Origin of the sequence: Rhodococcus sp. NPDC056960 (genome assembly GCF_042674125.1) — a bacterium.
GTDB lineage: Bacteria > Actinomycetota > Actinomycetes > Mycobacteriales > Mycobacteriaceae > Rhodococcus_F.
Genome location: NZ_JBHURF010000002.1, coordinates 426,179 through 449,563, shown reverse-complemented (window position 1 = coordinate 449,563; position 23,385 = coordinate 426,179). Strand labels below are relative to the sequence as shown.

The following is a 23,385-nucleotide window of genomic DNA, read 5'->3' as shown; positions in this document are numbered from 1 at the left end:
CAACTCAGCTATCACGTTCAGTTCCGCTACCGAGCGCGATGGCAGCCACGGTCTGGTCGATGAAGGTCGCGGGCAGGTCGGGTTTGTCCTCGCGGAACAGCGCGACGAGGGTGTCCACGACTCGTTGGCCACCCCCGAGGAGGAAGCGGATCAGCCCGCGGCGGGCACACATGGCTGCAATCGGGAGCAGTGCTGCCTTGGCGTCGTCGGTACGGCCGGCCGCCCACAGGCACGACACCAACAAACGGCCCGCGCGGAGACCGGCCAGTTCACGACCGGAGCCGTCGAGCGCGTGGACCCACTCCTCGGCCCGGGTGTGGGCGATCCCGATCTCCTCGGGCGTGCCGCTTCGCAAGAGCAGCATGATCGCCGTCTCGTCCTCGAGTTGCGCAGTGGACTGCTCGATTCCGCTTGTCGACACAGGGCTTCGGCGTGAAGTGGCGACAAATCCAGGTCGCGGTGGTAACCCGAGTCGGACGCGTTCGTTGTCGACGGCAGCTCGCAGCCGCGGCAGGGTCAATGCCTCGGCGGTGGCGGCACCGGCGTCGAGTTCGGCTGCGGCGCTCACCGAGTCGCCATGGATCACCAGAATCCGCGCATTCAGGCAGTAATGCCGGATCATGAAGTCCGGGGCACCACCGAGCGCGATGACGTCGGACGTCTCCCCCAGCAACTCTTCAGCCTCAGACACCTCATTCCGCCAGTACAGGATCTCTGCAAGGAGCACGCGCGCGAGGCGAGCATGGTGCGACTGGGTGTTGCCTGCCTGTTGGATGAGGTCGAGCGCTTGATGGTAAAGCTGCAGGGCGCCGGCGAGATCGAGCTGCTCGATCTTGGCGAGTCCCGCGTAGCAGTATCCGTAGGCGACGGCGTAGGGGCCGGTCGCTCGGCTGTGGTAGGGAGCAGCCCACGTCTGTCTGCGGTACGCGTCTGTGAACCGGAATTCGTAGAGATCGATGATCGTGTCGATCAGGGCGGCCATCGAGACGACGAAGGGATGATGCTCGGGAGCGTTGGTGAGGCATTCCGCAACAAGGTCTTTGACGCCGGATGTGCGCTCGAGCGCGCTCTCGATAGAGGCCTGCAGGACATCGACTTCTACGCGCAACTGAATTCTCCGGTCCTCGGGTAACGCGAGAGCATCGATCAACTCGATGGCTCGGCGCCGTGACTCGCGCGCTAAGTCGAGCCGCTGCAGTTCGACGTTCGCCCATCCGGTTGCCAGCTGCAGTCGGGGACTGGCAGAGACTAGATCGGCCGGTAGTTTCGCGATCAGGCCGAGGAGCGTCGACATCTGTGACCTGCTCAGGAGGTAGTAGCTCTCGTCTTCGATCAGCGTCACTGCTGCAGTTCTATCGCCTGCAGCGAGAAGATGATCGAGCGCCTCGCCTAATAGGTGCCGCTGCCGGAACCATCCGGAGGCAATCCGGTGCAGCTGTGTCGTTCGTCCCGGATGGTCCCGTTCGAGCCGCTGGCGAAGTACCTGGGCGAACAGATGGTGGTATCGGTACCACCGGCGGTCGTCGCCTGCCCGGCCCAGGAACAGGTCGCGGGCGACAACGCGTTCGAGCCGTGCCTGGCCGTCGGCGACGTCCGCGAGTGCCGAGGCCAGTTCTCCGCAGACGCGTTCGGGGACCGCGGTCGCGAGAATGAAGTCGAGCATGTCCGGCTCGAGGGAGTCGAGGACGTTCTCGGCGAGGTACTCGCCCAGCGCGTCGGTGTCACCGCGGAGTTGCTCGAGCAAGAACGGCGCGGCGGAACCGAGTTCTCCTGTGCCGGCACCGGATCGTTCCCGCAACGTCAACGACGCGAGCTGCAGGGCTGCGATCCACCCAGCGGTCGACTCCCGTAAGTAGTCGATATCCGTGTCCGTCAGGTGCGCCTCCTGCACCCGGTTCGCGAAGAATTCCCGTGACTCGTCAGGGTCGAAGCCAAGTGATGCAGCGTCGATTTCTCGCAGCTCATCGTGCATCCGCATTCGGCTCAGCGGCAGTCCGGTCCGGCTGCGACTGGCTACCACAAGCTTCAGGTGGTGGCAGCCGCTGTCGAGCAGAAACTCGAGCGCAGCTGTGGATTCGGGTGCGGTGACTCGGTGCCAGTCGTCGATGACGATCACGATCGTGTCATCGCGGTTGTGCAAACGGTTGATCAGTTCGGTCAATACGAATCGCTCCGCTGCTCGCCCGTTCTCCTCGAGAACGTGCCCCAGATCCTGGACGACCTCCGCGTGTACCCGCCCGATCGCCTGCACCAGGTGCGAGAGGAACCACACCACGTTGTCGTCGTCGCCATCGACGGTCAGCCAGGCCACGACGTTGCCGTTCGCGAGGAGCTCGTCTCGCCACTGCGCCACCAGGGTGCTCTTGCCGAAGCCGGCGGGACCGTGCACAAGGATCAGTCGACGATCCCGACTGTCTCGTAGCACGTCCAGGAGGCGGTGGCGCTGCACGAGGGGGCGGCTCGTCGTGGGTGGCCGGAACTTCGTCACCGGTGCCGGCGGAGTGGGTGACGAATGCAGCACATCGGGACGGCGATGAACGGATGCGGCGACCGTGGCCCCCGCTTCTCGATCCGGACTATCTCCTCTCGCACGTGCCAGTATCTGCATGTCGTCGACGGCAAGGCCATGAACGCGCTCGATTTCGCGGAGCCGGTTACCGAACTCGGCGGCTCCCGCGGTCCGGTCCTCCAGGCTGCGGGTCATAGCCTGCTCCACGGCTGCGCACACATCGTCCGGGATACCGGAGTCCCGCAGGTCGGGGATCGGCTGTCGAGAGATCCGCAGGAACTGGGCGATCACCTGCTCGCCAGTGTGCCGCTCGAACGCCGCATGGCCCGTCAATGCGCAGAACAAGGTTGATCCCAGGCTGTACACGTCGGAAGCGACCGTCGGCGGACGACCCTCGAGCACCTCGGGCGCGGTGAACGCGGGCGAACCCGTGATCGTTCCTGTCGTCGTCTCGAAACCACCCGAGATCCGGGCGATGCCGAAATCGGTCAGTTGCGGCTCGTCGTAGTCTGTGAGAAGGATGTTCGCGGGCTTGACGTCGCGGTGCAGGGTGCCACCGCGATGGGCGGTCTCGAGTGCCCCCGCGATCTTGATGCCGAGCCGCAGCACCTGCGCCCACCCGATCGGTCCCGACCGGCGGATCTGCGCATCGAGCGAACCGAGGGAGTGGTACGGCATCACCAGGAACGGGCGGCCCCGGCGCGTCACGCCCACCTGGTACAGGTCGACGATGTTCGGATGCCCCGACATGCGGCCCATCGCCCGCTGCTCACGCACGAACCGGGCGAGATGCTCGGGGTCGAGGTCCGAAGTGAGGACTTTGACGGCGACCGTGCGGTCGAGATCCTCCTGCAGGCACCGGTAGACGACTCCGAACCCTCCGCGTCCGATCTCCTCGGCCTCGTCGAAGCCGGCGGCGGCCAATTCGACCACGATATCCGGCTCACGCTGCGTCACCCACGGGTCATCCGCCATCGGCCTGCACCACCTCTGACACGCTCTACTCAGGATAGACCGCAGGGCTGTCGCGTCGAGAACATCGACATGAGCCCGGTAGTGGGGGCGCAATGGACCCAGCGATGCGGCGAAGACAGCCGTGAAGGGCTTGCCCCTCGGCGCGGTACGATCACGGTCGTGTACTCCCACCGAATTCGGTATCACGAGGTCGACCAGCAGGGATATCTCTTCAACAGCCGATACCTGGAAATCGCGGATATCGCGATGACCGAATTCTTCCGTTCGCTCGGATGGCAGTACGACACACTCATTGCGGAGGGGACGGATCCGTCCGTCGTCAAGAGCGAGATCGCCTTTGTGAGTCCCTGTCGTTTCGATGACGTCATCGATGCCGACACGGTTCCGACCCGCGTCGGAACGTCGAGCTTCCACCTACGCATCATTTTGCGGCGTGACGAGGTCATCGTCGCGACGGTCGAGAACACCTATGTCAACGTCGATCTCGCGTCAGCCCGGTCGCGTCCACTGCCAACTGACGTCGCCGAAGCGCTCAGGCGGGTAGCTCGGGTCGAAACAACCTAGTACCGTGCGCATTAGATGTCAGCGAAGACACTCGAGACTGCCTTCCGGGGCGCTCAGGTGAAGGGCACCCCGCCAGTGACGCCGAGGACTTCTCCTGTGACGTAGCTGGATTCGCTGGATGCGAGGAACACATATGCGGGCGCGAGTTCCGCCGGTTGACCGGGCCGCCCCAGAGGCACGTCGTCCCCGAACTGCCGGTAGCCGTCGGCCGGCATGGTCGCGGGAATCAACGGCGTCCAGATCGGCCCCGGTGCCACGGCATTGACCCGGATGCCTCTTTTCGCCACATCAGCGGCCAGCCCCTTGGTGAAATTGATGATCCCCGCCTTCGTGGTGGCGTAGTCGAGAAGGCCCGGAGAAGGATTCATCCCCTGGATCGAGGACGTATTCACGATGGTCGAGCCGGGCTCCATGACTTCGAGGGACATCTTGCACAACCAGAACAGAGCGTAGAGGTTCGTCCGCAGGACCCGATCGAACTGCTCGGTGGTGACGTCCGCGATACCACCCGTTTGCACCATCTGAAAGGCCGCGTTGTTCACCAAGATGTCCAGGCCCCCGAATTCATGGACGGTCAGGTCTACGAGGCTCTGGCAGTGCGCCTCCGAGGTGATATCTCCGGTTGCGACGACGCCTTTCCGGCCGGCTGCTTCCACCAGCCTCCTCGTCTCCTGCGCATCCGACTCCTCCGCGTCGAGACAGCTGACGACGACATCGGCACCCTCACGCGCGAACGCGAGCGCCACCGCTCGCCCGATACCCGAATCCGCGCCGGTGATCAGGGCGCGACGGCCCTCGAGCCGACCGCTTCCTCGATACGTGTCCTCACCGTGATCCGGGGCGGTCACCATCTCGGTGGTCAGTCCCGGATGCTGCAACTCGGGCTGATTCTCGCGATCAGGAGCGGGGTACTGCGTGCTGGGATCCTGCCGCGCGTACTGGTCGGCCATTCAAGTTACCCCCTTTCGGCATTCTCTCGAATAGACATGAACTGCTGCATGATTCATCGAGCACCCAAAAAGCGCTCGTCTCCGCTTACCCCTTCGCGGGCACACGGAAACCAGGCGTACCGGTGGTCGTGGCGCCTCCGAGTGCGGCCGCCACGTTGGGGCGATAGGCGGCTAATCGCCTCGTTACGAATTCAGTTGTGCGAGAACTTCGGCGGCGGCTCGCCGGCCGGACCGGACGGCTCCGTCCATGTAACCGTTCCAGATGTCGGAGGTTTCCGCGCCGGCCCAGTGCAGACGTCCGATCGGTTCGGCGAGTGCGGCACCGTACTGGGTCCACACGCCGGCCCCGAGTCGGCCACCGTAGCAACCACGGGTGTACTCCTCGGCCATCCAGTCCTGTTCGAGGTAGTCGACGGGCTCGCCGGCTGCAGACCCGAAGAGTTTGACCAACGTCGCCACGACCGACGCTCGGCGCTCGTCCGGGGTCCAGCGCGCGGCGTTGCGCGCGTGGGCGCCTTCGAAGAAGCCGACGAGGACACCGCACGTGCCATCGGCGGGCGAGTTGTCCAGGGTGACGCTCAGTTCGTCGTCCAAGTTGAAGGCGAACCCGTTCAACCCAGATTCTCGCCAGAACGGCGTCGGGTAGGCGATCTGAATCTTGATCACCGATCCCATCGGGATCTGCTGGGTGAGGCCGTCGCGGGAACCCGGAAGGGCGGGCCGGTAGCGAAGACGACCGGCCAAGGTCGGGGGGATCGCCACGATGGCATGCGCGGCAGCGACCGTTCCGCCGTCGAATTCGACTCGGACCTCGTTGTCGTCGTGGGTGATCGTGTGAATCGGGCTGTTCAGCCGGACCGCGTCACCGAGCTCGGCGGCGAGTCGTTCCGAAATCTGGTGTGTGCCCCCGGCGACGCGCAACTCCTGGGCGCCGCCGGTGGTGGCGACGAGGGCATCGATCATGCCGCCGGACTTGATGTAGAAGAGGAAGTGCAGCAGCGACATCTCGGCCGGCGCGGCGGAGAACAGGGCGGGCACGACCGCGTCCCAGAATGCCCGAACCTCGGGGTCGTCGGTGTTGGCGCGCAGCCATTCGTCCAGCGTCCTGCGGTCCAGCGCGGCGGCGTCGGGCGAGGCCCACGGCGCCGACAACGACACCGTGCCGGCCAGTTCCTCGAGTTCGTGCTGGAGTCTGCCGACTTCGACCGCGGCGTCGCCGGAAAGCCCGAAGGTCTCGTCGGCGTATCGAGTGGTTTTTCCTTTGTAGAGGGTGACGGCGGCGCCCTCGTCGTAGGTCGGGAACGTCTCGAGCCCGAGCTCGCCCACCAGCGCCAACACCTCGGTCTGGGTTCGGCCGATCCACTGCCCACCCAGCTCTACCGGAACACCGTTGGCCAGGTGACCGCCGAGATTGCGCCCGGCCACCCGATCGCGAGCCTCCAGAACCTTCACGCGGCGTCCCGCCGCAGTCAGCGCCCTGGCTGCCGTGAGCCCGGCAAGCCCGGCACCGACCACGACCACATCGCAATCCACCATCGCAAATCCTCCTCAAAAGTCAGTCGGTTGTCCGACCGTAACCTAGATCACAGTGGCGGGGTATGCAAGAGTGAGGTCGAGTCCACAGGGGACGTCGGAGGAGGAAGAGCGGTGGCCTACGTCAAGGCGTCCGAGCGCGAGGAGCAGATCGTCGCGGCGGCGATCAGGGAGTTCAGCGAGACGGGCGTGCCGGGTACCACCCTTAGGGCCGTCGCCGCGCGGGCCGGCATTCCGCTCGGCACGCTGCACTACGTCTTCCCCAGCAAGGACCAGCTCCTAAAGGCCGTCATCGCGACCGTCATCAGTGAGATCTCCGAGACGCTGCGCACCGAACTCGCGGTCGACAAGGGCGTCGAACATGCGCTGCGACACGGCGTGGGCAACTTCTGGAAGAAACTGGTCACGAGCAGGGTCGGGCTGCAGATCATGCAGTACGAGTTGCTGACCTATTCGCTGCGCAGCGATTCCGATGGCGGATTGGCGCGGCTGCAGTACGAGCGCTACAGCGCGCTGGTCACCGAGTTCTGCGAGCGGGCGGCGCAAGCGGCGGGCGAACGCTGTGCCGTCGGCTTCGACACCCTCGGGCGGATCGCGCTGGCCCAGGTCGACGGGCTGATCCTGCAGTACATCGCCAAGCCCGATCCCGACCGCGCGCGACGCGACCTCGGCCACGCGCTGGACATGCTCGTCCTGTTCGCCGACCCGCAGCCGGTCGCGCGCACGAAGGCGGCGAAGGCCGAGACGGCCTGAGGCCGAGACCCGAACGCCGGCGCCCGAGCCGGCCACGACGCGACGACTATTGCGTTCGCGAAGATCTCCTTCTACGGTAACTCGTACGGATGTCCGACTTACAAATGCGCACGGCGCTCTCCGTGCCCCGCGCCCTGGCGAAAGCTCGGCGCCGCGGACGAAGTCAACAGGCAGTCGCCTCGTTCACCGTCGATCAACGATCGGAGTGAGATCTATGAACCAACACCCCACCGACAGCTCGAACGACGAGCAGGCAACCTCACGCGAGACCACCGTCGCGGTGGTCGGTGCCGGCATGTCGGGTCTGATCGCAGCGAGAGCGCTGCACCGTCAGGGGCTCGACGTCCTGGTACTCGAATCCGCGGACCGCACCGGTGGCCGGATGATGGCCGACACCTCAGCGCTGGGCTCGCGGTTCGACCTGGGTGGCCAGTGGATCGGTCACGGACACCACCGGTTCTCTGCCCTGGCCGCCGAACTCGGGACCACCGTGTTTCCGATGCACACACCGAAGCGGCCGATGGTCGTCGGCGACGGTCGCACCGTCTCGGCCGTGAGTCCGTCCATGCTGCTGGCCACTGCCGTGCTGTCGGTCTGGGAGATCCGGGCGAGGCGAGGAGCGCCGAAGCGATGGAACTCGACGACCGTACGGGAGTGGCTGAACACCGTGCCGGCCGCCAGAGCTCGCCGCCTCCTGGAGGTACTCGTCGAGATCTCGACCACGGCAGATCTCGACCGCTTCTCGATGGACGCGTTCGTCAAGATGATCGATTACCAGGGCGGACTGTCCACGATGTTGTCGACGAACGGCGGTGCTCAGGAGAGTCTGATCGTCGAGGGGGCAGGAACACTGACCGACAGAATTGCCGATGAACTCGGACCGCGGGTGCTGACCGGCAGTCGAGTGACGTCCATCAGCCAAAACGGCCGCGGAATCGTCCTCCAGTCGGCATCGGCTCTCGTCCGGGCGTCCAAGGTGATCGTGTCGGTGCCGCCCCCGGCGGCGGCCACGATCACCTTCGACCCTCCGCATCCGGCCAATCGTCACCGTCTCGAGCAAAACACGTACATGGGTTCGGTGTACAAGGCGGTCGCGGTCTACCGGCAGCCGTTCTGGCGCTCCACTACAGACGCCGAATTCATGTTCCTCGATCGCCCCGGTTTCGCGGTCTTCGATACCTCCCCGCCCGGCGGGCCGGGCCACCTCTGTGTGCTGGTAGGCGGTCGAGAAGCGCGGGAACTCGACGGACTCGACGAAGCCGGCCGCCAGCGGGCGCTCCTGGGCCCCCTCGCCGCCGCCATCGGGTCACCGGAGATCCGCCGGCCGGCGAGCTGGCACGAGAAGTCCTGGCACCTCGACGAACATGCGATCGGGGGATATTCGGCACTACCGACAGCAGGCAACCCGGAGGGATCGTTCCCGTTTCCCTCCGAACCGATCGGCGACATTCACTGGGCCGGCACCGAAACCGCAAGCGAGCACGCCGGATACATCGAAGGGGCCATCGAATCCGGCGAGCGAGCCGCACACGAGGTCGCACATGCCCTGCGGCACAACACCGCTAATGCCACCAACCGCCCACACTAATCGAAGGACCGATAATGATGGACGGCACCACCAACGCACCGAAGTCTGTGCCACAGAAGCATATCGACCCGATCCACTTCGCCGTCGAAGCCGAAAGAGTCACCAACAACGGTCGCATCGACGAACTACTCGCCCTCTACGCACCCGATGCGGTTGCCGAATGGATCATGGACGGCGCCTACGACAGACACGACGGTATCGCGGCCATCCGGACGGCCGCCACCGAACTGTTCGCCGTGTGCACACGGCTGCGGTTACGCGTCCGCAAGACCGTGGTGTGCGCCGAACCGAACACGGTCGTGATCACCTGGACAGGCGGATTCGGCGGAGCAGACCGACAATCCGGAATCGAGATCTGGACCTTCCGAGATGGACTGGTCGTGCGTCACCAGATGTATTCCTACCTCGATATTCGCGCGAGCAACTCGCCGATCGCGCGCCTTCGGCTTCTTCTTACCTCGCCGAAAGTCGTGCTCGCATCGGTCGCGTATCGGCTGGGACGACTCACAAATGCGCCTCGACGGAACCACCATCACCCCCAGAGCCCTGCTGCGACGCCACCCGGCAGCCGTGGTTGACCGGGCCAGCCGGTCGCGAGGTCCCCGGTGCGCAGCGCCATAACCAGGCCTCGAGTTGGTGGCAGGCACGCTCTATTGCTGAGTTTGCCGCACCACAACGCCGTCTACGACCAGGTTGTCCGCGCCCAGCACGGAGCACGTGAATACCTCCTGAGTCCTCCCGCTGACTATGTCAACGACTCTGTCCCAGAACACGTCGCTCGTGGCGAGGACCCTGAGGCCATCGTCGTCGAGCACCTCGGCGACCTTGGCGAGTCGGGAACGACTCACAGCATGCTTCCACAGGGTCGATCCGCAGAATTTGGTATTCATTGCTGCTGCGAATGCACGGTGTGTGACACCGTTTGATGCCAGAATCTCGCGAACTTGGACCCAGACCTCATTCGGAATGGTATCGACGTTCAGGTTGGGGGCCACCGACGAAAGCTCACCCAGCACCCTCCGCGCAGCTTCGCCTCTGGCACCATGCACACCCACCACGGAGAGAAACTGCGTCTGGTTCTGGCTTCCGGCAATTGTCAAGAACCAGCAATCACGGTAACCCGACTGAGGGACCCGTTTGATCCGTCCGTGAACGCCGAGCCGGAGCAGTAGCATCGCAATGTCGTCGACCAGGCGACGACTCGTCGACGCGTAATACACGCGTCCCTCATTCCCCTTCTCGTCCCACCGAACCGAGCCATCCGTGGCCCACAGATGTCGCAGAAACAGCGCAACTTGATGGTTCCCCACGTCGAATATCACTTTGGGAACGAACTTGTCATAGCTGCGCATTCCGAAGAGTCCAAGCTCATCGAGCCAGGCTGCAATGGGATTGCGCTTGCCATGCCCGAGCCTATAGGGCGCCGGCAATCGCAGCGTGATACACCGCGCAGCTGGATACTCGTCACGAACCGCGGTGACACCGAAGTGGGCGGCCGCCGTAGTCACAGCTGCGAGATTTTGTTCATCGATCGATGCGTAGCGGATGGGCTGGCGCTTTACGCACGATCCGTCCCCGATCATGTGCGCCAGCAGAATGATCTCAGCATCAGCAAGTTGCGTCCCATGAATTGGTTCGGGTACGTATCGCGGATAGCCAGTCGTTGACCGATCTCCAGTTTTGTCAGCGGAATCCAGCCGTTCACCGTTCTGAACTCCTGGTCGCGCGACAGTTCGATTTGACGACCCGACGCGAGATGCACACGGAGGACATTGGCCACTCCGGCACGAACAACCTTACCCAGTGGTCTGGCGACCATTCGCAGATCCTCACCTAATGACCACACACATTGCGGTTCAACCGAACACGCGAGCTCGCCCATCTTGACAGGCGCTCCCGTGTCGGCGCGCAACACCCGCGCAGACGAAGGTATGCCTGAAGCTGGACTCGAAGGACCCCATCCCTCCGATACGAGTTCCAGTAGACCGCTTACAATCGATCCCAGTTCCCCACCCATGACTACTCCCCCGTTTTGAGCGACTAGTTGAATGATTGTATCTAAATAATCAGTGGCACAATAGGTTTTGGAAGATGGAGCAACAAGGAGTTGTGATCCACCAGGATCTCCCGTAGGTTAACGAGCAATTGAGCAGATGGCCACGAAGGACGTTCGTCAGCAACACCCTTGATTCTACAATTGCTAACACCTACAGCATATTTCGCGACTCAATGGCCGTTTGGCGACGAAAGGTTCTACACCGCTGCGAAAGAAGGAATCTCCTTTCGCAACACCGGAAGAGTCTCCGAGTTCCTGCTCGAGGTCGGCCAGATACTGATGCGGCCACCCCTTCATTGAGCTGGGATGCCAGGGGCGGCCTCGACGCGAACGCGTCAGGCTTCGCCGATGACGGCATTCGAAGCCGGAGAAGGCAATAGCGAAGCGTACGGCGATTACTGACCGGGAAAAGCAGCCACAATCACAGCGGCGGCGCCACCCCCAGGGAGGTGGCGCCGCCGCGCGAACAACTGCTTTTGCTGCTACTGCTGCCGCCTAACCTCTCGCCATATCCACGAACTTGGACAGGTGAAGCTGGTGCGCCACAGTGATTGTCGCGGTCGGACCGTTACGGTGCTTACCGAGGATGAGGTCGGCCTCGCCGCCGCGGGGGTCGTCGCGTTCGGTCGCGTCGGGGCGGTAAAGCAGGATCACCATGTCGGCATCCTGTTCTAGCGATCCGGATTCGCGCAGGTCAGCGACCTGCGGGCGCTTGTCCTGCCGCTGTTCGGGACCACGGTTCAGCTGGCAGATCGCGACCACGGGAACTTCGAGTTCCTTCGCCAGAAGCTTGAGGCTACGCGAGAACTCGGAGACTTCCTGCTGACGTGACTCGACCTTCTTACCGGAGCTCATCAGCTGCAGGTAGTCGATCACGATCAGCTTGATGTCGTGTTTCTGCTTGAGCCGCCGGGCTTTTGCGCGAATCTCCATCATGGTGAGGTTCGGCGAGTCGTCGATGAAGAGCGGGGCCTCACTGATCTCGCTCATGCGGCGAGCCAGCTTCGTCCAGTCGTCGTCGGTCATCTTGCCGGAGCGCATGTCGCCGAGCTTGATCTTCGCCTCCGCCGACAGCAGACGCATGACGATCTCGGTCTTGCTCATCTCGAGCGAGAACATGACGCTGGCCATGCCGTGCTTCACGGAGCACGAGCGCAGGAAATCCATTCCGAGCGTGGAGTTGTGGGTGGGCACCATCGACCGGCCCGCAAGGTACAGGTGGTCGGCGTTGTCGACCTCGACGCAGCGGACGGGGACGCTGTCGACCTGGCGCACTGCGATGATGTGGCGCGCACCGTCGACCTCGCTGCGAAGCTCCTTGTGCCGGATCGCTTTCCGGTGGAGCTGGAACACCTCTTCGTCGGCGCTGAAGGTGATACCTCCACCGACACGACGGGAGTCGTATCCCAGGCCGATCACGAGTTCGGCGACATCGTCGGACAGCGGGAGGCTGCCGGTCTCGAACAGCACCGAGCCGTCGTCGGTGACCGATCCTGCTACATCGAGCAGGCCGGCGAGCAACTCGCGACGCTCGGCTTCCGAACCGCGCAACAATTCCGCCGGAATTCGCTTGGCATCGGCCTGAACGGGGAGCGAGGCTCCCAGAGCGTAGGGGTCGACGCGCACAGCCGACGTCGGCAACTGGAGCGCGCGCGTGTGCGCGACCTGATGCTCGCGGTCGACGGAACCGGCGATCTGAGCCGTGGTGCGGACGGCGGCCCGGCCGTCGACGTTCGTCAGCCACTGATGCTGCTCGTCGGCGACGAGAACCGTGCCGTCGGAGAATTCCACCTCGTAGCAGGGTCGGCCGACCATGACGTCGGTGGCGGCGACGACGCGGGTGGGCTTGCCGTCGGCGTCGATGAGGTGGTCGCCGACCTGGACGTCACCCATGGTGGTCCAGCCGGTAGGCGTGGCGAGGGGGGTGTCGAGGGCGAGCGCCTTACCGACACCGGGACGCGCCGCGACGATGATCATCTGACCGGGGTGGAGTCCGTTGGTGATCTCGTCGAGTTCGACGAAGCCGGTGGGTACACCGAGGGAGATGCCGCCGCGGCTGGCGATGGAGTCGATCTCGTCCATCGTGGGCTGCAGGAGCTCTTCGAGGGGTACGAAGTCCTCGGTGGTGCGGCGTTCGGTGACCTCGAAGATCTCGGCCTGCGCGCGGTCGACGACCTCGGCGACGTCCTGTCCGTCGGCGCCGGTGTAGCCGTACTGGACGATGCGGGTGCCGGCGTCGACGAGGCGACGCAGGATGGCCTTCTCCGCCACGATCTCGGCGTAGTAGCCGGCGTTGGCGGCGGTGGGCACCGTCTGGGTGAGCGTCACCAGATAGGACGCGCCACCGATGCGACGGAGTTCGCCACGGCGATCCAGTTCCGCGGACACCGTCACCGGGTCGGCGGGCTCACCGCGGCTGTAGAGGTCGAGGATCACGTCGTACACCGACTGATGCGCGGGACGGTAGAAGTCGCCGGGGCGGAGGACCTCGAGCACGTCGGCGATGGCGTCCTTGCTGAGGAGCATGCCGCCGAGCACCGACTGCTCCGCCGCCATGTCCTGAGGGGGCTGCCGGCCGAACTCTTCACCGGGCTCCGCGTCGGGCGGACCCGGGTATTCGGAATGGCCCCGATCGTCTACTACAGCCACTCGACCGACCTTCCCCATCAACTGTTGCGCCGCCCCGGGAAAAGCTTCCCGGTGTTGGTGCTACGAACTCTTTGTACTCGCCCCCACCGACAACATTCGCAGGCTCTCCGCGGCAGCCGACGTCGTGATCGTGAGACACGCTGGGACGACGTTAGGGATTAGCTACCCAGGGTTCAAACCGGCCTGTGTACACAGTTGGGGACAAATTGTGTAAACCGCTGGGGACGTGTGTTAACCCCATGGGGATAACCTGAGGATAAGTACATATCACAATCCCAAATCCCCAGATCAAAGCAGTTTTTTTGATTCTCCCCACTGTGGATGAAAACCCGTTCGGCGTGTCTTTCGCGTTGACGACTCGGGCGTGTTGAGTTGATCGCCCCTGCGTGGCAATATGATTCACCTCACACACCGCCGGCGGGGGCGGCTAACTTCCAGTCACGCCTGGAAGCCAGTCCCCTGCGCGCCTCACACCCCCGGAAACGGGCTCGAGAGGGCAAGCGGAAGCCGGAATCGACAAACGCAGGCCCCCCGCACGCCGAGGCGTCCGGGGGGCCTGTGTGTGAACGAGTCGACTAGGCGCCGACGACGTTCAGGTGGAACTTCGCAACCACGTCGGGGTGCAGGTTCACGACGATGGCGTGCTTGCCGGTCGCCTTGATGTGAGCCTTCGGCAGCTCGAGGCTGCGCTTGTCGACGACGGGTCCACCGGCGGCCTTGATGGCACCGGCAACGTCGGCGGCGGTCACCGAACCGAAGAGCTTGCCCTTGTCACCGGCGGTCTTGACCGTCAGCGAGATGTTCTCGAGACCCTCGATGGCGTCCTTGAGCTCCTTGGCGTGGTCGAGACCGCGCACGGCGCGGGCTTCCTGCGCACGACGGATGCCCTCGACCTGCTTCTCGGCGCCACGGGTGGCGACGATGGCCAGGCCGCGGGGCAGCAGGTAGTTGCGGCCGTAGCCGTCCTTGACCTCGACGGTGTCGCCAGGCGCACCGAGGTTGTCCACGTCAGCGGTGAGGATGAGCTTCATGTCTTTCCTCCCTTTCCTTAGCGAGCCACGGTGGCGTAAGGCAGCAACGCCACCTCACGTGAGTTCTTGACGGCAATGGCAACGTCGCGCTGGTGCTGGACGCAGTTGCCGGTGACACGGCGCGCGCGGATCTTGCCGCGGTCGCTGACGTACTTACGCAGCAGCGTCGTGTCCTTGTAGTTGATCTGCGTGTTCTTCTCTTTGCAGAAGATGCAGATCTTCTTCTTCATTACCTTGTCGCGCAAGGGCGGCTTCGGCATTTGTTTGCTCTTTTCTGGATGTTCCGATCAGGTACGGATCAGAACGGGGGTTCGTCGCTCCCACCACCAGAGCCTCCGAAGGAGCCGGACGCCTGCGGCGCGCTGCCCCACGGATCATCTCCGCCGGTGTTGGATTGCGGACGTCCGCCGCCCGATCCGCCGGAGGAACCGAAGCCACCGCCGCTGCCGCCACCACGGTTGGCCTTGTTGACCTTGGCCGTGGCGTACCTCAGCGAGGGGCCGATCTCGTCGACCTCGAGCTCGACGACAGTGCGCTTTTCACCTTCACGAGTTTCGTAGGAGCGCTGCTTGAGCCGGCCGCTCACGATCACTCGCGAGCCACGGGTCAAGCTCTCCGCGACGTTCTCGGCTGCCTCGCGCCAGATGTTGCAACGCAGAAACAGTGCTTCGCCGTCTTTCCATTCATTGGTCTGACGGTCGAAGGTGCGGGGCGTGGACGCGACAGTGAAGTTCGCGACCGCGGCACCCGCGGGGGTGAATCGAAGCTCCGGATCAGCCGTCAAGTTTCCGATGACGGTGATGACGGTGTCGCCTGCCATATGGTTCCTCCTGCAGAATGTGGAGTTCGGTTGGGCACGAGCCTAGGGCTGGTGACCGACAGAAATCACTTGTTGTGGCGCAGAACCTTCGTACGCAGCACCGACTCGTTCAGACCGAGCTGACGATCGAGCTCCGCGACGGTGGCGGGCGTAGCGCTGATGTCGATCACCGCGTAGATGCCTTCGCTGTGCTTCAGGATCTCGTAGGCGAGACGACGCTTACCCCAGACATCGACCTTGTCGATCTTGCCGCCGTCCTGGCGAACAACATTGAGGAACGTATCCAGCGAAGGAGCAACAGTGCGCTCGTCCAGGCTGGGGTCAAGGATGACCATCAATTCGTAATGACGCATAAGACCTCATCACCTCCTATGGACTAGTGAAAACGGCCACGGACTGTCCGTGGCAGGAGGGTCGTTGCGTCAGCAACCTTTGCAGGGTACATGACGAGCCCCTGACCAGCGAAATCAGGTCGTCCGGTGTGACCGGGGGTACGGACGGGTACGCCGACACGATGGCAGCAGACAAGAATTTGCACCGGGGCGACAAGGTGGAGTGGAAGACGCACGGCACCACCACGTCCGGCGAGGTCGAGGAGAAGATCACCGACGACACGGAGGCCGCGGGCCGCACCGTGCGGGCCTCCGAGGACGACCCGCAGTACCGCGTCGTCAGCGACAAGAGCGGGAAGGACGCGGTCCACAAGCCCGACGCCCTGCGCCGGACGGGGGACTGACCGCCGCACGCACGGCGTTTCCGCGTCGCACGCGGGGGCCCGCGCACCCTAATGTGGATTCATGCATATCGGAGCTCGGCAGCGGTCGCCGATCACGGCGGTCGTCGTCGGGTTGGCGGGTCTCGCCATGCTCGCCGGCTACCTGCAGAAGGCGCGGTGCGCAGGGGCGCCGTTCGACGGCGTCGGGCGAAGCCTGCTCTTCGACCGCATCAAGGACACGCAGGTCTGCTACTCCGACATCCAGTTCCTGTGGCTCGGACGCGACGTCAACCTGCACGTCTTCCCGTACGTCACCGGCGGGATCAACGCCGACGGCGTGCTCACCGGCGGCACCGTCGAGTACCCGGTCCTGAGCGGTGTCCTCATGTGGCTCGGCGGTATCGGTTCCCACACCGACGCCGACTTCCTGCTGCACTCGGCTCTGATCCTCGCACCGTTCGGCCTGCTCACGGCGTGGATGCTGGGACGTCTCGCGGGGTGGTGGGCGCTGCTGTGGTCGGCGACTCCGCCGCTGGTCCTGTACGCGTTCCACAACTGGGAACTGCCGGTGGTCGCGACGTCGGTGGCCGCGATCTTCGTCATGACGTTCGAGCGCATCCCGCTCCGCGCCCGCGCCGTCCTCGCGGCGGTGCTCCTCGCCGTCGGTTTCTGTCTGAAGCTGTATCCGGGCGCGTTCGTGCTCCCGCTGATGGCGTACGTCCTCACCCGCAACGGCACCGCGGGACGACGCTACGACGTGCGCGGCGCGTTGATGGTCGCGGCCGCCGCGATCACCACCGTCGTAGCGGTGAACCTCCCGTTCGCCCTCATCTCCTACAGCGGGTGGCGGGCGTCGTTCACGTTCCAGCAGAACCGCCAGGCCGACCTCACCACGAATTCCATCTGGTACTGGGGCCTGCGACCACTGTTCGGTCCGGTCTCCGACGACGTCCCGCTCCCGGCGTACGACCAGACGGTGAGCCTGCTGTCGCCGCTCCTCGTGTGCGTCGCGTTCGCGATCGCCCTGCGGCTCGGCTGGATGCGATTCCACCGCGACGGCGTGTACCCGTGGATCGCCGTCAGCGCGGCCATGCTGTGCGGTTTCCTGCTGCTGCACAAGGTGCACTCGCCGCAGTACACGCTGTGGCTCATCCCGTTCTTCGTTCTGCTGCGCGTCCCGTGGGGGCTCGTCGCGGCGTACCTCGTGGCCGACCTGTCGATGGGGATCGGCGTCTTCAAGTACTTCGGCGCCCTCGCCGCGCAGACGGACGCGTCGACGTTCGAGGTTCTGGTGAAGTTCGGGGTGTGGGGCCGCGCGGGACTGCTGGTGGTGCTGTTCTTCGTGTTCCTGCGCGCCACGCTTCGGCATCCTCCTGTGCGCGGACACACCGGTCCCGATTCGGACCAGCGGCCGATGCTGAAGTCTCCCGAGCCGGTGCGATGAGCGAATCCTGGTTCGCGCACCCCACTCTCACCGGGCGGCACGTGCGACTCGAGCCGCTGGGCGAGGAGCACGTCGACGGACTGCTGGCCGCGGTCGACGACCCCCGGATCTTTCACTGGACGTCGGTCGCCATCGCCGATCGCGACGACGCGGCGGCGTTCGTCCGCGCCGCCGACGAGGATCCGGCCCGGCTGGCGTACGCGCAGATCGACGCCGCCGCCGGGAGGATCGTCGGTTCGACGTCGCTGTATCTGATCGACCCGAAGAACCGCAGCCTCGCGATCGGGCACACCTGGTTGTCCCGGTCGGCGCAGGGCACGCTCGTCAACCCCGAGTCGAAACTGCTGTTGCTGCGCCGGGCGTTCGAAGACCTCGGCGCCGTCCGCGTCGAATGGCACACCGACGAACGCAACGCCCACTCCCGCGGCGCCATCGCCAAGCTCGGAGCCGAGTTCGAGGGCATCCTGCGCAAGCACCGACGCCGCCGGGACGGGACCTGGCGCAACACCGCGCTCTTCTCGATGATCGACGAGGAATGGCCACGCGTCAGCCCCCGACTCGAGGCGCGAGTCGAGGGCTGACACGATCGGGTCACGTCACACGACGGGGGCGGTGGCCGTGACCCCCTTCACGAACTCGACGACCGCCGTACGCATTTCACTGCTGCGCGGCACCGCTCCGGACATCCAGAACGCTCCGTGGATCAGACCGTCGAACCGGATCGCCTCGGTGTCGACCCCGGCCTGCCGCAGCGACGCGGCGTACGCCTCGGCCTCGTCGCGGGCCACCTCGTTCTCGGTGGTGAGCACGAGGGCCGGCGGAAGCCCCTCGAGGCTCGCGGCGCGACTCGGGACCGCATACGGATGTTGCGCGTCGTCGGGCGAGGACAGGTAGTTGCTCCAGAACCAGTCGAGGTCGCCGGCGCCGATGACGTACCCCTCGGCGAACTCCCGCCGGGACAGGAACTCGGCGTTCGGGTCGACGACCGGGTAGATCAGCACCTGCCCCCGCAGGTGGGGTCCGCCCGCGTCGCGGGCCCGCAGCGCGGTGACGGCCGCCAGGTTCCCCCCGGCGCTGTCGCCCATGACGACGACGTTGCCGGGGTCACCGCCGTACTCGGCGACGGTGTCGGCCACCCACCGCAGGGCGGCCGCGGCGTCGTCGGCGGCGGCGGGGAAGCGATGTTCGGGAGCGCGGCGGTACGTCGCGGCCACCACGACCGCGCCTGCGCCGTTCGCGACCGCCCGCGCCGGTTCGTCGACCACGTCGAGGTCGCCGGCGACGAACCCGCCGCCGTGGAAGTACAGGACCACCGGATGCGGTGCCGGACCGTCGGGCACGTAGATCCGCAGCGGAATCTGCGTGCCGCCGCTGACATAGTGCGCGTCCGCCACCCGCGCGACCGGTTCGGGTGGGGCCTGCAGTCCGGTGAACGTGCCCACCACCGCGCGGGCCTCGTCCACGGTCATCTGCGCGAAAGCCTTCATACCCTGCGCCTGCAGTCCGGCGATCAGTTCTGCTGCGTGTGCGTCGAGTGCCATGTCGGTCTCCTCTGTCGGGGGTTCTGGTCAGGACACGGTGGCGGCGGCGCGGGCCTCGGCCGGGGCGAGGTCGAAGCCGGAGTAGCCGGCCTCGACGACCTCCGCGCACGTCGCCCGGTAGGTGGGGGCACCGCCGAGGTAGACCATGCAGGCGCGGGGCTTGCCGGGAATGTTCGCGCCCATGTACCACGAGTTCGTCTCCGGCAGCAGGGTCTGGTCGGCGATCTCGTTGGTCAATGCACCCCAGTCGCTTTCGGCCTGTGCGGTGGGCTCGATGACGTCGAGGCCGCGCTCGTTCAGATGGTCGATCGCGTCGGTGGCGAAGTCGACGTGGTCCTCGATGGCGAGCGGCATATTGTACAGCACCGACGGCGACTGCGGTCCGGTGACGAGGAACAGGTTCGGGAACTCGTTGACCATGATCCCGAGGTACGTCCGGGGCCCGTGCTCCCACTTCTCGGCCAGCGGCAGCCCGCCGCGACCGCGGATGTCCATGGCCATCAGCGGACCGGTCATCGCGTCGAATCCGGTTGCCAGGACGATGGTGTCGACCTCGTAGACACGGTCGCCGACCCGGACTCCGCTCGCGGTGATCTCGTCGATCGGCGTGGACTTCACGTCGACGACGCTCACCGAGTCGCGGTTGAACGCCTCGTAGTAGTTGGTCTCGAGCGGGGGACGCTTGGTGCCGTACGCGTAGCCCGTCGGCGCCAGCGTCGCCGCCTTCGCCGGGTCCTGGACGCGCTCGTGGATGCGCTCCCGGATGTAGTCGGCGATCGTGTCGTTGGCGGCCTTGTCGAACAGGATGTCCTGGTAGGAGTCGATGAACAGCCGGAACCCGCCGGCGTTCCAGCGTTCGTCGAACGTGCGGCGACGCTCGTCGGCGTCGACGGCGAGCGCGGACGGCTGCACCTGAGTGAACGGGACGCCGAGGAAGTGGTTGCGGGCCGCGTCCCGGACCTCGCCGTAATTGCTCTTGATCTCGGCGACCTCGTCCGGGTCGATCGGACCGTTGCCGAGGGGGGTGGCGAAGTTGGGGGTCCGCTGGAACACCACCAGTTCGGCCGCCTCCTCGGCGATGAACGGGATGGCCTGGATGCCGCTGGCCCCGGTCCCGATCACCGCGACGCGTTTGCCGGTGAAGTCGGCGCCCCCCCCGCGGCCAGTTGCCGGTGAGCAGCACCTCGCCGCGGAAGTTGTCGATGCCGCCGAACTCCGGGGTCTTCGGGACCGACAGGTTGCCCGCACCCGAGATGAAGAAGCGACTCCGCACGCTCTGCCCGTCGTCGGTGTGCACCGTCCACACCGAGTCCTCGTCGTCCCAGTGCACGCCGACCACCCGGGTGCCGAACGTGATTTCCTTGCGCAGGTCGAAACGGTCGGCGACGTGTTCGAGGTAGCGGAGGATTTCCGGCTGCCCGGCGAACTTCTCACTCCACTGCCACTCCTGCTGCAGATCCTCGTCGAACGAGTACGAGTAGTGGATGCTCTCGATGTCACAGCGGGCTCCCGGGTACCGATTCCAGAACCAGGTGCCGCCCACGTCCGAGCCGGCCTCGAACACGCGCGTCGTCAGGTTCATCGTGTCGCGCAGCTTGCGCAGCGCGTAGAGGCCGGCGAACCCGGCACCCACGACGACGACATCGACGTCAGCGGAAGAAATGGTCTTTGACATGGTGCTGAGCTCCTCGTGAACGATGGGTTCCGGCTGAGTTCGAGCGGCCAACCGGGGCATGTCAATCACGATGACCCACGTCACATCACCCCCACACGGGGTAAAACACCCCCTTCGTTACCTGTGTTGGCCGTCACATTCCGATGGGGGTACGTTCAGGCCACACCCTGGCCGCTCGGAAGAGGGAGATCCACTGACTCGCTCGAGAGAACTCACGAGGTCGATGACCAGCTTCATCGGCCGGCGGCGCGAGATCGAGGAGGCCCGGGCCCGGCTGCAGCAGTCCCGGCTCGTGTCCCTGCTCGGTGCCGGCGGCGTCGGCAAGACCCGACTGGCCGAGGAACTCGCGGTGCGCTCCGCCCGCGCCTTCCGCGACTCGGTCCGATGGATCGACCTCGCGCCCGTCCGCGACCCCGACGCGCTGCCCTCCGCGGCAGCGACCGCGCTCGGCGTCACCGACCAGTCCAGCCGCGCGGTGATGGACAAGGTGATCGACCACCTGCAGTCGCGGCACCTGCTGATCGTCCTCGACAACTGCGAGCACCTGCTCTCCGCCGCAGGCGAATTCGTCGGCACGGTCCTCGCCGCCGCGCCGGAGGTCCGGATCCTCACGACAAGCCGCGAGCCGCTCGGGATCGCCGGGGAATTCACGTACGTCCTTCCGCCGCTGAGCACTCCGGGTGACATCGAGGACTGCCGCGCATCCGACATCGCGCCGTTCGAGTCCGTGTCCCTGCTGGTGGAACGCGCGCAGAGCGTGGTCGCCGACTTCCGCCTCACCGACGCGAACGCCCACGCCGTCGCGCAGTTGTGCAATCAGCTCGACGGGATCCCGCTCGCCATCGAACTCGCCGCGGTCCGGCTCCGATCCCTGTCCGCCTCGCAGCTCGTCGAGCGCCTCGACAAGCGGTTCGCACTCCTCACCGGCGGCGACCGGGCCGCCCTGCCCCGGCAGCAGACGCTGCGCGCCCTCATCGACTGGAGTTACGAACTGTGCTCCGACACCGAGCGGCTGCTGTGGTCCCGGCTGGCCGTGTTCCCCGGCAGCTTCGATCTCGAGGCAGCCGAGGCGATCTGCGGATTCGGCGCGCTGTCCGACTCACCTGTCATCGACGTCCTCGACCGGCTGGTCGGAAAAAGCCTTGTCACCGTGGACCGTTCAACCGAGCGACTCCGGTACTCCCAGCTGATGACGGTGCGGGAATACGGGCAGGAGCTTCTCGACCTCGGCGGGGAGCGCGACGAGTTGTACCGCCGGCATCTCGAGCACTATTCGGCGCGCGCCCGCCGGTCGTCGCTCGACTGGTGCGGGCCAGGACAATCCGAGATCCTCGCGGAGCTGCGGATCGACCACCCCAACCTCGTCGCCGCTCTCGACTGGGCGCTGCACGACGACTCGCAGCGGGCCGCGGCCGCGGAACTGGCGGTCGCGCTCCGCTACCACTGGATCGCCGGCGGCAATCTGTCCGACGGACGGACCCGGCTCGAGCGGATCCTCCACCGGCTCACCGAACCCACCCGGGAGCGGGGGGACGTGCTGTGGGTGACCGCGTGGACCGCGCTCATCCAGGGTGATCGCGACGCCGCCCGGGAGCACCTCGACGAATGCACGGCGATCGCGACGGCACTCGGTGACGACCGGCTGCGCGCGAACGCCGACCACTGGGCAGGCAGCCATGCGATGTTCTCCGGCCGTCCCGGCGACGCCATCGCGCTGTTCCGCGGCTCCATCGCCGTTCAACGCGTCGTCGGCGACACGGCGGCGGCGCTCACCGCGTCGTTCGAACTGGGCATGGCGCAGACGTACGACGGCCGCCTCGACGACGCACTGGACACCTGCCGCGACGTGATCGCGGTCGCCGACGCGCACGGCGAGAAGTGGAACAAGGCCTACGCCCTGTGGGTTTCGAGCGTCGCCTATTTTCACCTCGGCCGGCACGACGACGCCGTCGACGCCGCCCGGCAGGCGCTGCGGATCCAACGCGATTTCAAGGACAAGATCTGCACGGCCCTGTCGATCGAGGTGCTGTCGTGGGTGGCCGCATCGAGCGGCGACGCGAGCGCGGCGGCGACACTGTGCGGTGCCGCGAAAGGGGTGTGGCACAGGCTCGGCACGTCCGTCGCGGCGTTCGGCCCCCAGATCACCGACGACTCACAGACGTCGGAGCGCGCCGCCTCCGGCACCGTCGGGGCGCACGAGTTCGCCAGGCTCGCGGAACCCGCGGTCCGGCTCACCATCGACCAGGCCGTCGACCTCGCGCTCGGCGCCCGAACCGAGGACGCGCCCGCCACCCGCGCCGAGCCGTCGCCGCTCACCAAGCGGGAACAGGAAATCGCCGAACTGCTCGCGCAGGGCCTCAGCAATCGGCAGATAGCCGAGGCCCTCGTGATTTCGCGGCGCACCGTCGACGGGCACGTCGAGCACATCTTCGACAAGCTCGCCGTCGGCTCCCGCACCCAGGTGGCGGCGTGGGTCGCGGCGCGGTCGCATCCTCCGGCCGTGGACAGCGGCCGATAACCGGGGCGTCACCGCCGGTAGCCGAAAGGTACTGCACAGTCGGGCATCTGGACGGGTCTATACT

Annotated in this window: 19 protein-coding genes and 1 pseudogene; 8 read left to right on the top strand and 12 right to left on the bottom strand. The window is 65.8% G+C overall.

Translation table 11 applies throughout. The features are described from left to right. Window positions 1-4 precede the first annotated feature (4 nt). Window positions 5-3,484 (bottom strand): protein kinase, encoded by a 3,480-nt coding sequence (locus tag ACFTWF_RS05055; RefSeq protein ID WP_378460166.1) that lies wholly within the window; start codon window positions 3,482-3,484, stop codon window positions 5-7. A 69-nt stretch (window positions 3,485-3,553) separates the two neighbouring features. Between ACFTWF_RS05055 and ACFTWF_RS05050 the strand changes: the two genes are divergently transcribed. Further along, window positions 3,554-4,048: an acyl-CoA thioesterase gene (locus ACFTWF_RS05050; RefSeq protein WP_378460165.1), complete on the top strand. Its 495-nt coding sequence runs from the start codon at window positions 3,554-3,556 to the stop codon at window positions 4,046-4,048. Between the two features lie 53 nt (window positions 4,049-4,101). Here ACFTWF_RS05050 and ACFTWF_RS05045 read toward each other — a convergent pair whose 3' ends face one another. Both ACFTWF_RS05045 and ACFTWF_RS05040 read right to left on the bottom strand, forming a co-directional pair. Continuing rightward, window positions 4,102-4,998 carry a glucose 1-dehydrogenase gene (locus tag ACFTWF_RS05045; RefSeq protein WP_378460164.1) on the bottom strand — a complete coding sequence of 299 codons (897 nt, stop codon included), beginning with the start codon at window positions 4,996-4,998 and terminating at the stop codon, window positions 4,102-4,104. A gap of 183 nt (window positions 4,999-5,181) precedes the next feature. Continuing rightward, the gene (locus ACFTWF_RS05040) at window positions 5,182-6,534 is read right to left on the bottom strand and encodes a flavin monoamine oxidase family protein (protein WP_378460163.1); all 1,353 of its coding nucleotides are present in this window, start codon (window positions 6,532-6,534) and stop codon (window positions 5,182-5,184) included. Between the two features lie 111 nt (window positions 6,535-6,645). On the opposite strand from ACFTWF_RS05040, the gene ACFTWF_RS05035 reads away from it, so the two are divergent. The 3 genes from ACFTWF_RS05035 to ACFTWF_RS05025 all read left to right on the top strand — a co-directional run bounded on the left by ACFTWF_RS05035 (window position 6,646) and on the right by ACFTWF_RS05025 (window position 9,450). Beyond that, a complete protein-coding gene (locus ACFTWF_RS05035; protein WP_378460162.1) occupies window positions 6,646-7,284 on the top strand; it encodes a TetR/AcrR family transcriptional regulator in 639 nt (212 codons plus the stop codon). A 214-nt stretch (window positions 7,285-7,498) separates the two neighbouring features. Beyond that, the gene (locus ACFTWF_RS05030) at window positions 7,499-8,872 is read left to right on the top strand and encodes a flavin monoamine oxidase family protein (protein ID WP_378460161.1); all 1,374 of its coding nucleotides are present in this window, start codon (window positions 7,499-7,501) and stop codon (window positions 8,870-8,872) included. A 14-nt stretch (window positions 8,873-8,886) separates the two neighbouring features. Then, on the top strand, window positions 8,887-9,450 hold the full coding sequence (locus ACFTWF_RS05025; RefSeq protein WP_378460160.1) for a nuclear transport factor 2 family protein: 564 nt from the start codon (window positions 8,887-8,889) through the stop codon (window positions 9,448-9,450). A 72-nt stretch (window positions 9,451-9,522) separates the two neighbouring features. Here the strand turns inward: ACFTWF_RS05025 and ACFTWF_RS05020 are convergent, their stop codons facing one another. The 7 genes from ACFTWF_RS05020 to rpsF form a co-directional block, all read right to left on the bottom strand. Further along, window positions 9,523-10,455 (bottom strand): LAGLIDADG family homing endonuclease, encoded by a 933-nt coding sequence (locus tag ACFTWF_RS05020; RefSeq protein ID WP_378460159.1) that lies wholly within the window; start codon window positions 10,453-10,455, stop codon window positions 9,523-9,525. Further along, on the bottom strand, window positions 10,452-10,691 hold the full coding sequence (locus ACFTWF_RS05015) for a hypothetical protein (protein WP_378460158.1): 240 nt from the start codon (window positions 10,689-10,691) through the stop codon (window positions 10,452-10,454). Before ACFTWF_RS05015 ends, ACFTWF_RS05020 begins: the two co-directional genes overlap by 4 nt. A gap of 732 nt (window positions 10,692-11,423) precedes the next feature. Beyond that, window positions 11,424-13,577: a replicative DNA helicase gene (gene dnaB / locus ACFTWF_RS05010; protein WP_378460157.1), complete on the bottom strand. Its 2,154-nt coding sequence runs from the start codon at window positions 13,575-13,577 to the stop codon at window positions 11,424-11,426. 575 nt (window positions 13,578-14,152) lie between these two features. After that, window positions 14,153-14,608, bottom strand: a complete 456-nt coding sequence (gene rplI / locus ACFTWF_RS05005; RefSeq protein WP_185726440.1) for a 50S ribosomal protein L9 — start codon at window positions 14,606-14,608, stop codon at window positions 14,153-14,155. 17 nt (window positions 14,609-14,625) lie between these two features. After that, window positions 14,626-14,868, bottom strand: coding sequence for a 30S ribosomal protein S18 (rpsR, locus tag ACFTWF_RS05000; protein ID WP_005249686.1), 243 nt, complete (start codon window positions 14,866-14,868; stop codon window positions 14,626-14,628). Window positions 14,869-14,906: 38 nt separating this feature from the next. Further along, window positions 14,907-15,428, bottom strand: coding sequence for a single-stranded DNA-binding protein (locus ACFTWF_RS04995; RefSeq protein ID WP_005249678.1), 522 nt, complete (start codon window positions 15,426-15,428; stop codon window positions 14,907-14,909). A 65-nt stretch (window positions 15,429-15,493) separates the two neighbouring features. Next, window positions 15,494-15,781, bottom strand: a complete 288-nt coding sequence (gene rpsF / locus ACFTWF_RS04990) for a 30S ribosomal protein S6 (protein WP_005249677.1) — start codon at window positions 15,779-15,781, stop codon at window positions 15,494-15,496. A 161-nt stretch (window positions 15,782-15,942) separates the two neighbouring features. On the opposite strand from rpsF, the gene ACFTWF_RS04985 reads away from it, so the two are divergent. The 3 genes from ACFTWF_RS04985 (at window position 15,943) to ACFTWF_RS04975 (ending at window position 18,168) form a co-directional block, all read left to right on the top strand. Continuing rightward, window positions 15,943-16,164, top strand: a complete 222-nt coding sequence (locus tag ACFTWF_RS04985; RefSeq protein WP_378460213.1) for a DUF2945 domain-containing protein — start codon at window positions 15,943-15,945, stop codon at window positions 16,162-16,164. A gap of 61 nt (window positions 16,165-16,225) precedes the next feature. Continuing rightward, complete coding sequence (locus tag ACFTWF_RS04980; protein ID WP_378460156.1) at window positions 16,226-17,587, top strand: hypothetical protein; 1,362 nt, start codon at window positions 16,226-16,228, stop codon at window positions 17,585-17,587. Next, on the top strand, window positions 17,584-18,168 hold the full coding sequence (locus ACFTWF_RS04975; RefSeq protein ID WP_378460155.1) for a GNAT family N-acetyltransferase: 585 nt from the start codon (window positions 17,584-17,586) through the stop codon (window positions 18,166-18,168). Before ACFTWF_RS04980 ends, ACFTWF_RS04975 begins: the two co-directional genes overlap by 4 nt. 15 nt (window positions 18,169-18,183) lie before the next feature. Here the strand turns inward: ACFTWF_RS04975 and ACFTWF_RS04970 are convergent, their stop codons facing one another. Together ACFTWF_RS04970 and ACFTWF_RS04965 are read right to left on the bottom strand one after the other, a co-directional pair. After that, complete coding sequence (locus ACFTWF_RS04970; protein ID WP_378460154.1) at window positions 18,184-19,128, bottom strand: alpha/beta hydrolase; 945 nt, start codon at window positions 19,126-19,128, stop codon at window positions 18,184-18,186. Window positions 19,129-19,155: 27 nt separating this feature from the next. Continuing rightward, window positions 19,156-20,803, bottom strand: a pseudogene (locus ACFTWF_RS04965) (flavin-containing monooxygenase). Window positions 20,804-21,026: 223 nt separating this feature from the next. Between ACFTWF_RS04965 and ACFTWF_RS04960 the strand changes: the two are divergent. Then, on the top strand, window positions 21,027-23,321 hold the full coding sequence (locus tag ACFTWF_RS04960; protein WP_378460153.1) for an ATP-binding protein: 2,295 nt from the start codon (window positions 21,027-21,029) through the stop codon (window positions 23,319-23,321). Window positions 23,322-23,385 lie beyond the last annotated feature (64 nt).

Excerpts from the sequence above, each read along its gene's own strand:
- ACFTWF_RS05025 (WP_378460160.1), top strand. The coding sequence starts at position 8,887 with ATGATGGACGGCACCACCAACGCACCGAAGTCTGTGCCACAGAAGCAT.
- ACFTWF_RS04960 (WP_378460153.1), top strand. The coding sequence starts at position 21,027 with ATGACCAGCTTCATCGGCCGGCGGCGCGAGATCGAGGAGGCCCGGGCC.
- ACFTWF_RS04985 (WP_378460213.1), top strand. The coding sequence starts at position 15,943 with ATGGCAGCAGACAAGAATTTGCACCGGGGCGACAAGGTGGAGTGGAAG.
- ACFTWF_RS04970 (WP_378460154.1), bottom strand. The coding sequence starts at position 19,128 with ATGGCACTCGACGCACACGCAGCAGAACTGATCGCCGGACTGCAGGCG.
- rpsR (WP_005249686.1), bottom strand. The coding sequence starts at position 14,868 with ATGCCGAAGCCGCCCTTGCGCGACAAGGTAATGAAGAAGAAGATCTGC.
- ACFTWF_RS05050 (WP_378460165.1), top strand. The coding sequence starts at position 3,554 with ATGAGCCCGGTAGTGGGGGCGCAATGGACCCAGCGATGCGGCGAAGAC.
- rplI (WP_185726440.1), bottom strand. The coding sequence starts at position 14,608 with ATGAAGCTCATCCTCACCGCTGACGTGGACAACCTCGGTGCGCCTGGC.
- ACFTWF_RS05030 (WP_378460161.1), top strand. The coding sequence starts at position 7,499 with ATGAACCAACACCCCACCGACAGCTCGAACGACGAGCAGGCAACCTCA.
- rpsF (WP_005249677.1), bottom strand. The coding sequence starts at position 15,781 with ATGCGTCATTACGAATTGATGGTCATCCTTGACCCCAGCCTGGACGAG.
- ACFTWF_RS05040 (WP_378460163.1), bottom strand. The coding sequence starts at position 6,534 with ATGGTGGATTGCGATGTGGTCGTGGTCGGTGCCGGGCTTGCCGGGCTC.
- ACFTWF_RS05015 (WP_378460158.1), bottom strand. The coding sequence starts at position 10,691 with ATGGTCGCCAGACCACTGGGTAAGGTTGTTCGTGCCGGAGTGGCCAAT.
- ACFTWF_RS05055 (WP_378460166.1), bottom strand. The coding sequence starts at position 3,484 with ATGGCGGATGACCCGTGGGTGACGCAGCGTGAGCCGGATATCGTGGTC.
- ACFTWF_RS04980 (WP_378460156.1), top strand. The coding sequence starts at position 16,226 with ATGCATATCGGAGCTCGGCAGCGGTCGCCGATCACGGCGGTCGTCGTC.
- ACFTWF_RS05045 (WP_378460164.1), bottom strand. The coding sequence starts at position 4,998 with ATGGCCGACCAGTACGCGCGGCAGGATCCCAGCACGCAGTACCCCGCT.
- ACFTWF_RS05020 (WP_378460159.1), bottom strand. The coding sequence starts at position 10,455 with ATGATCGGGGACGGATCGTGCGTAAAGCGCCAGCCCATCCGCTACGCA.
- ACFTWF_RS04995 (WP_005249678.1), bottom strand. The coding sequence starts at position 15,428 with ATGGCAGGCGACACCGTCATCACCGTCATCGGAAACTTGACGGCTGAT.
- ACFTWF_RS04975 (WP_378460155.1), top strand. The coding sequence starts at position 17,584 with ATGAGCGAATCCTGGTTCGCGCACCCCACTCTCACCGGGCGGCACGTG.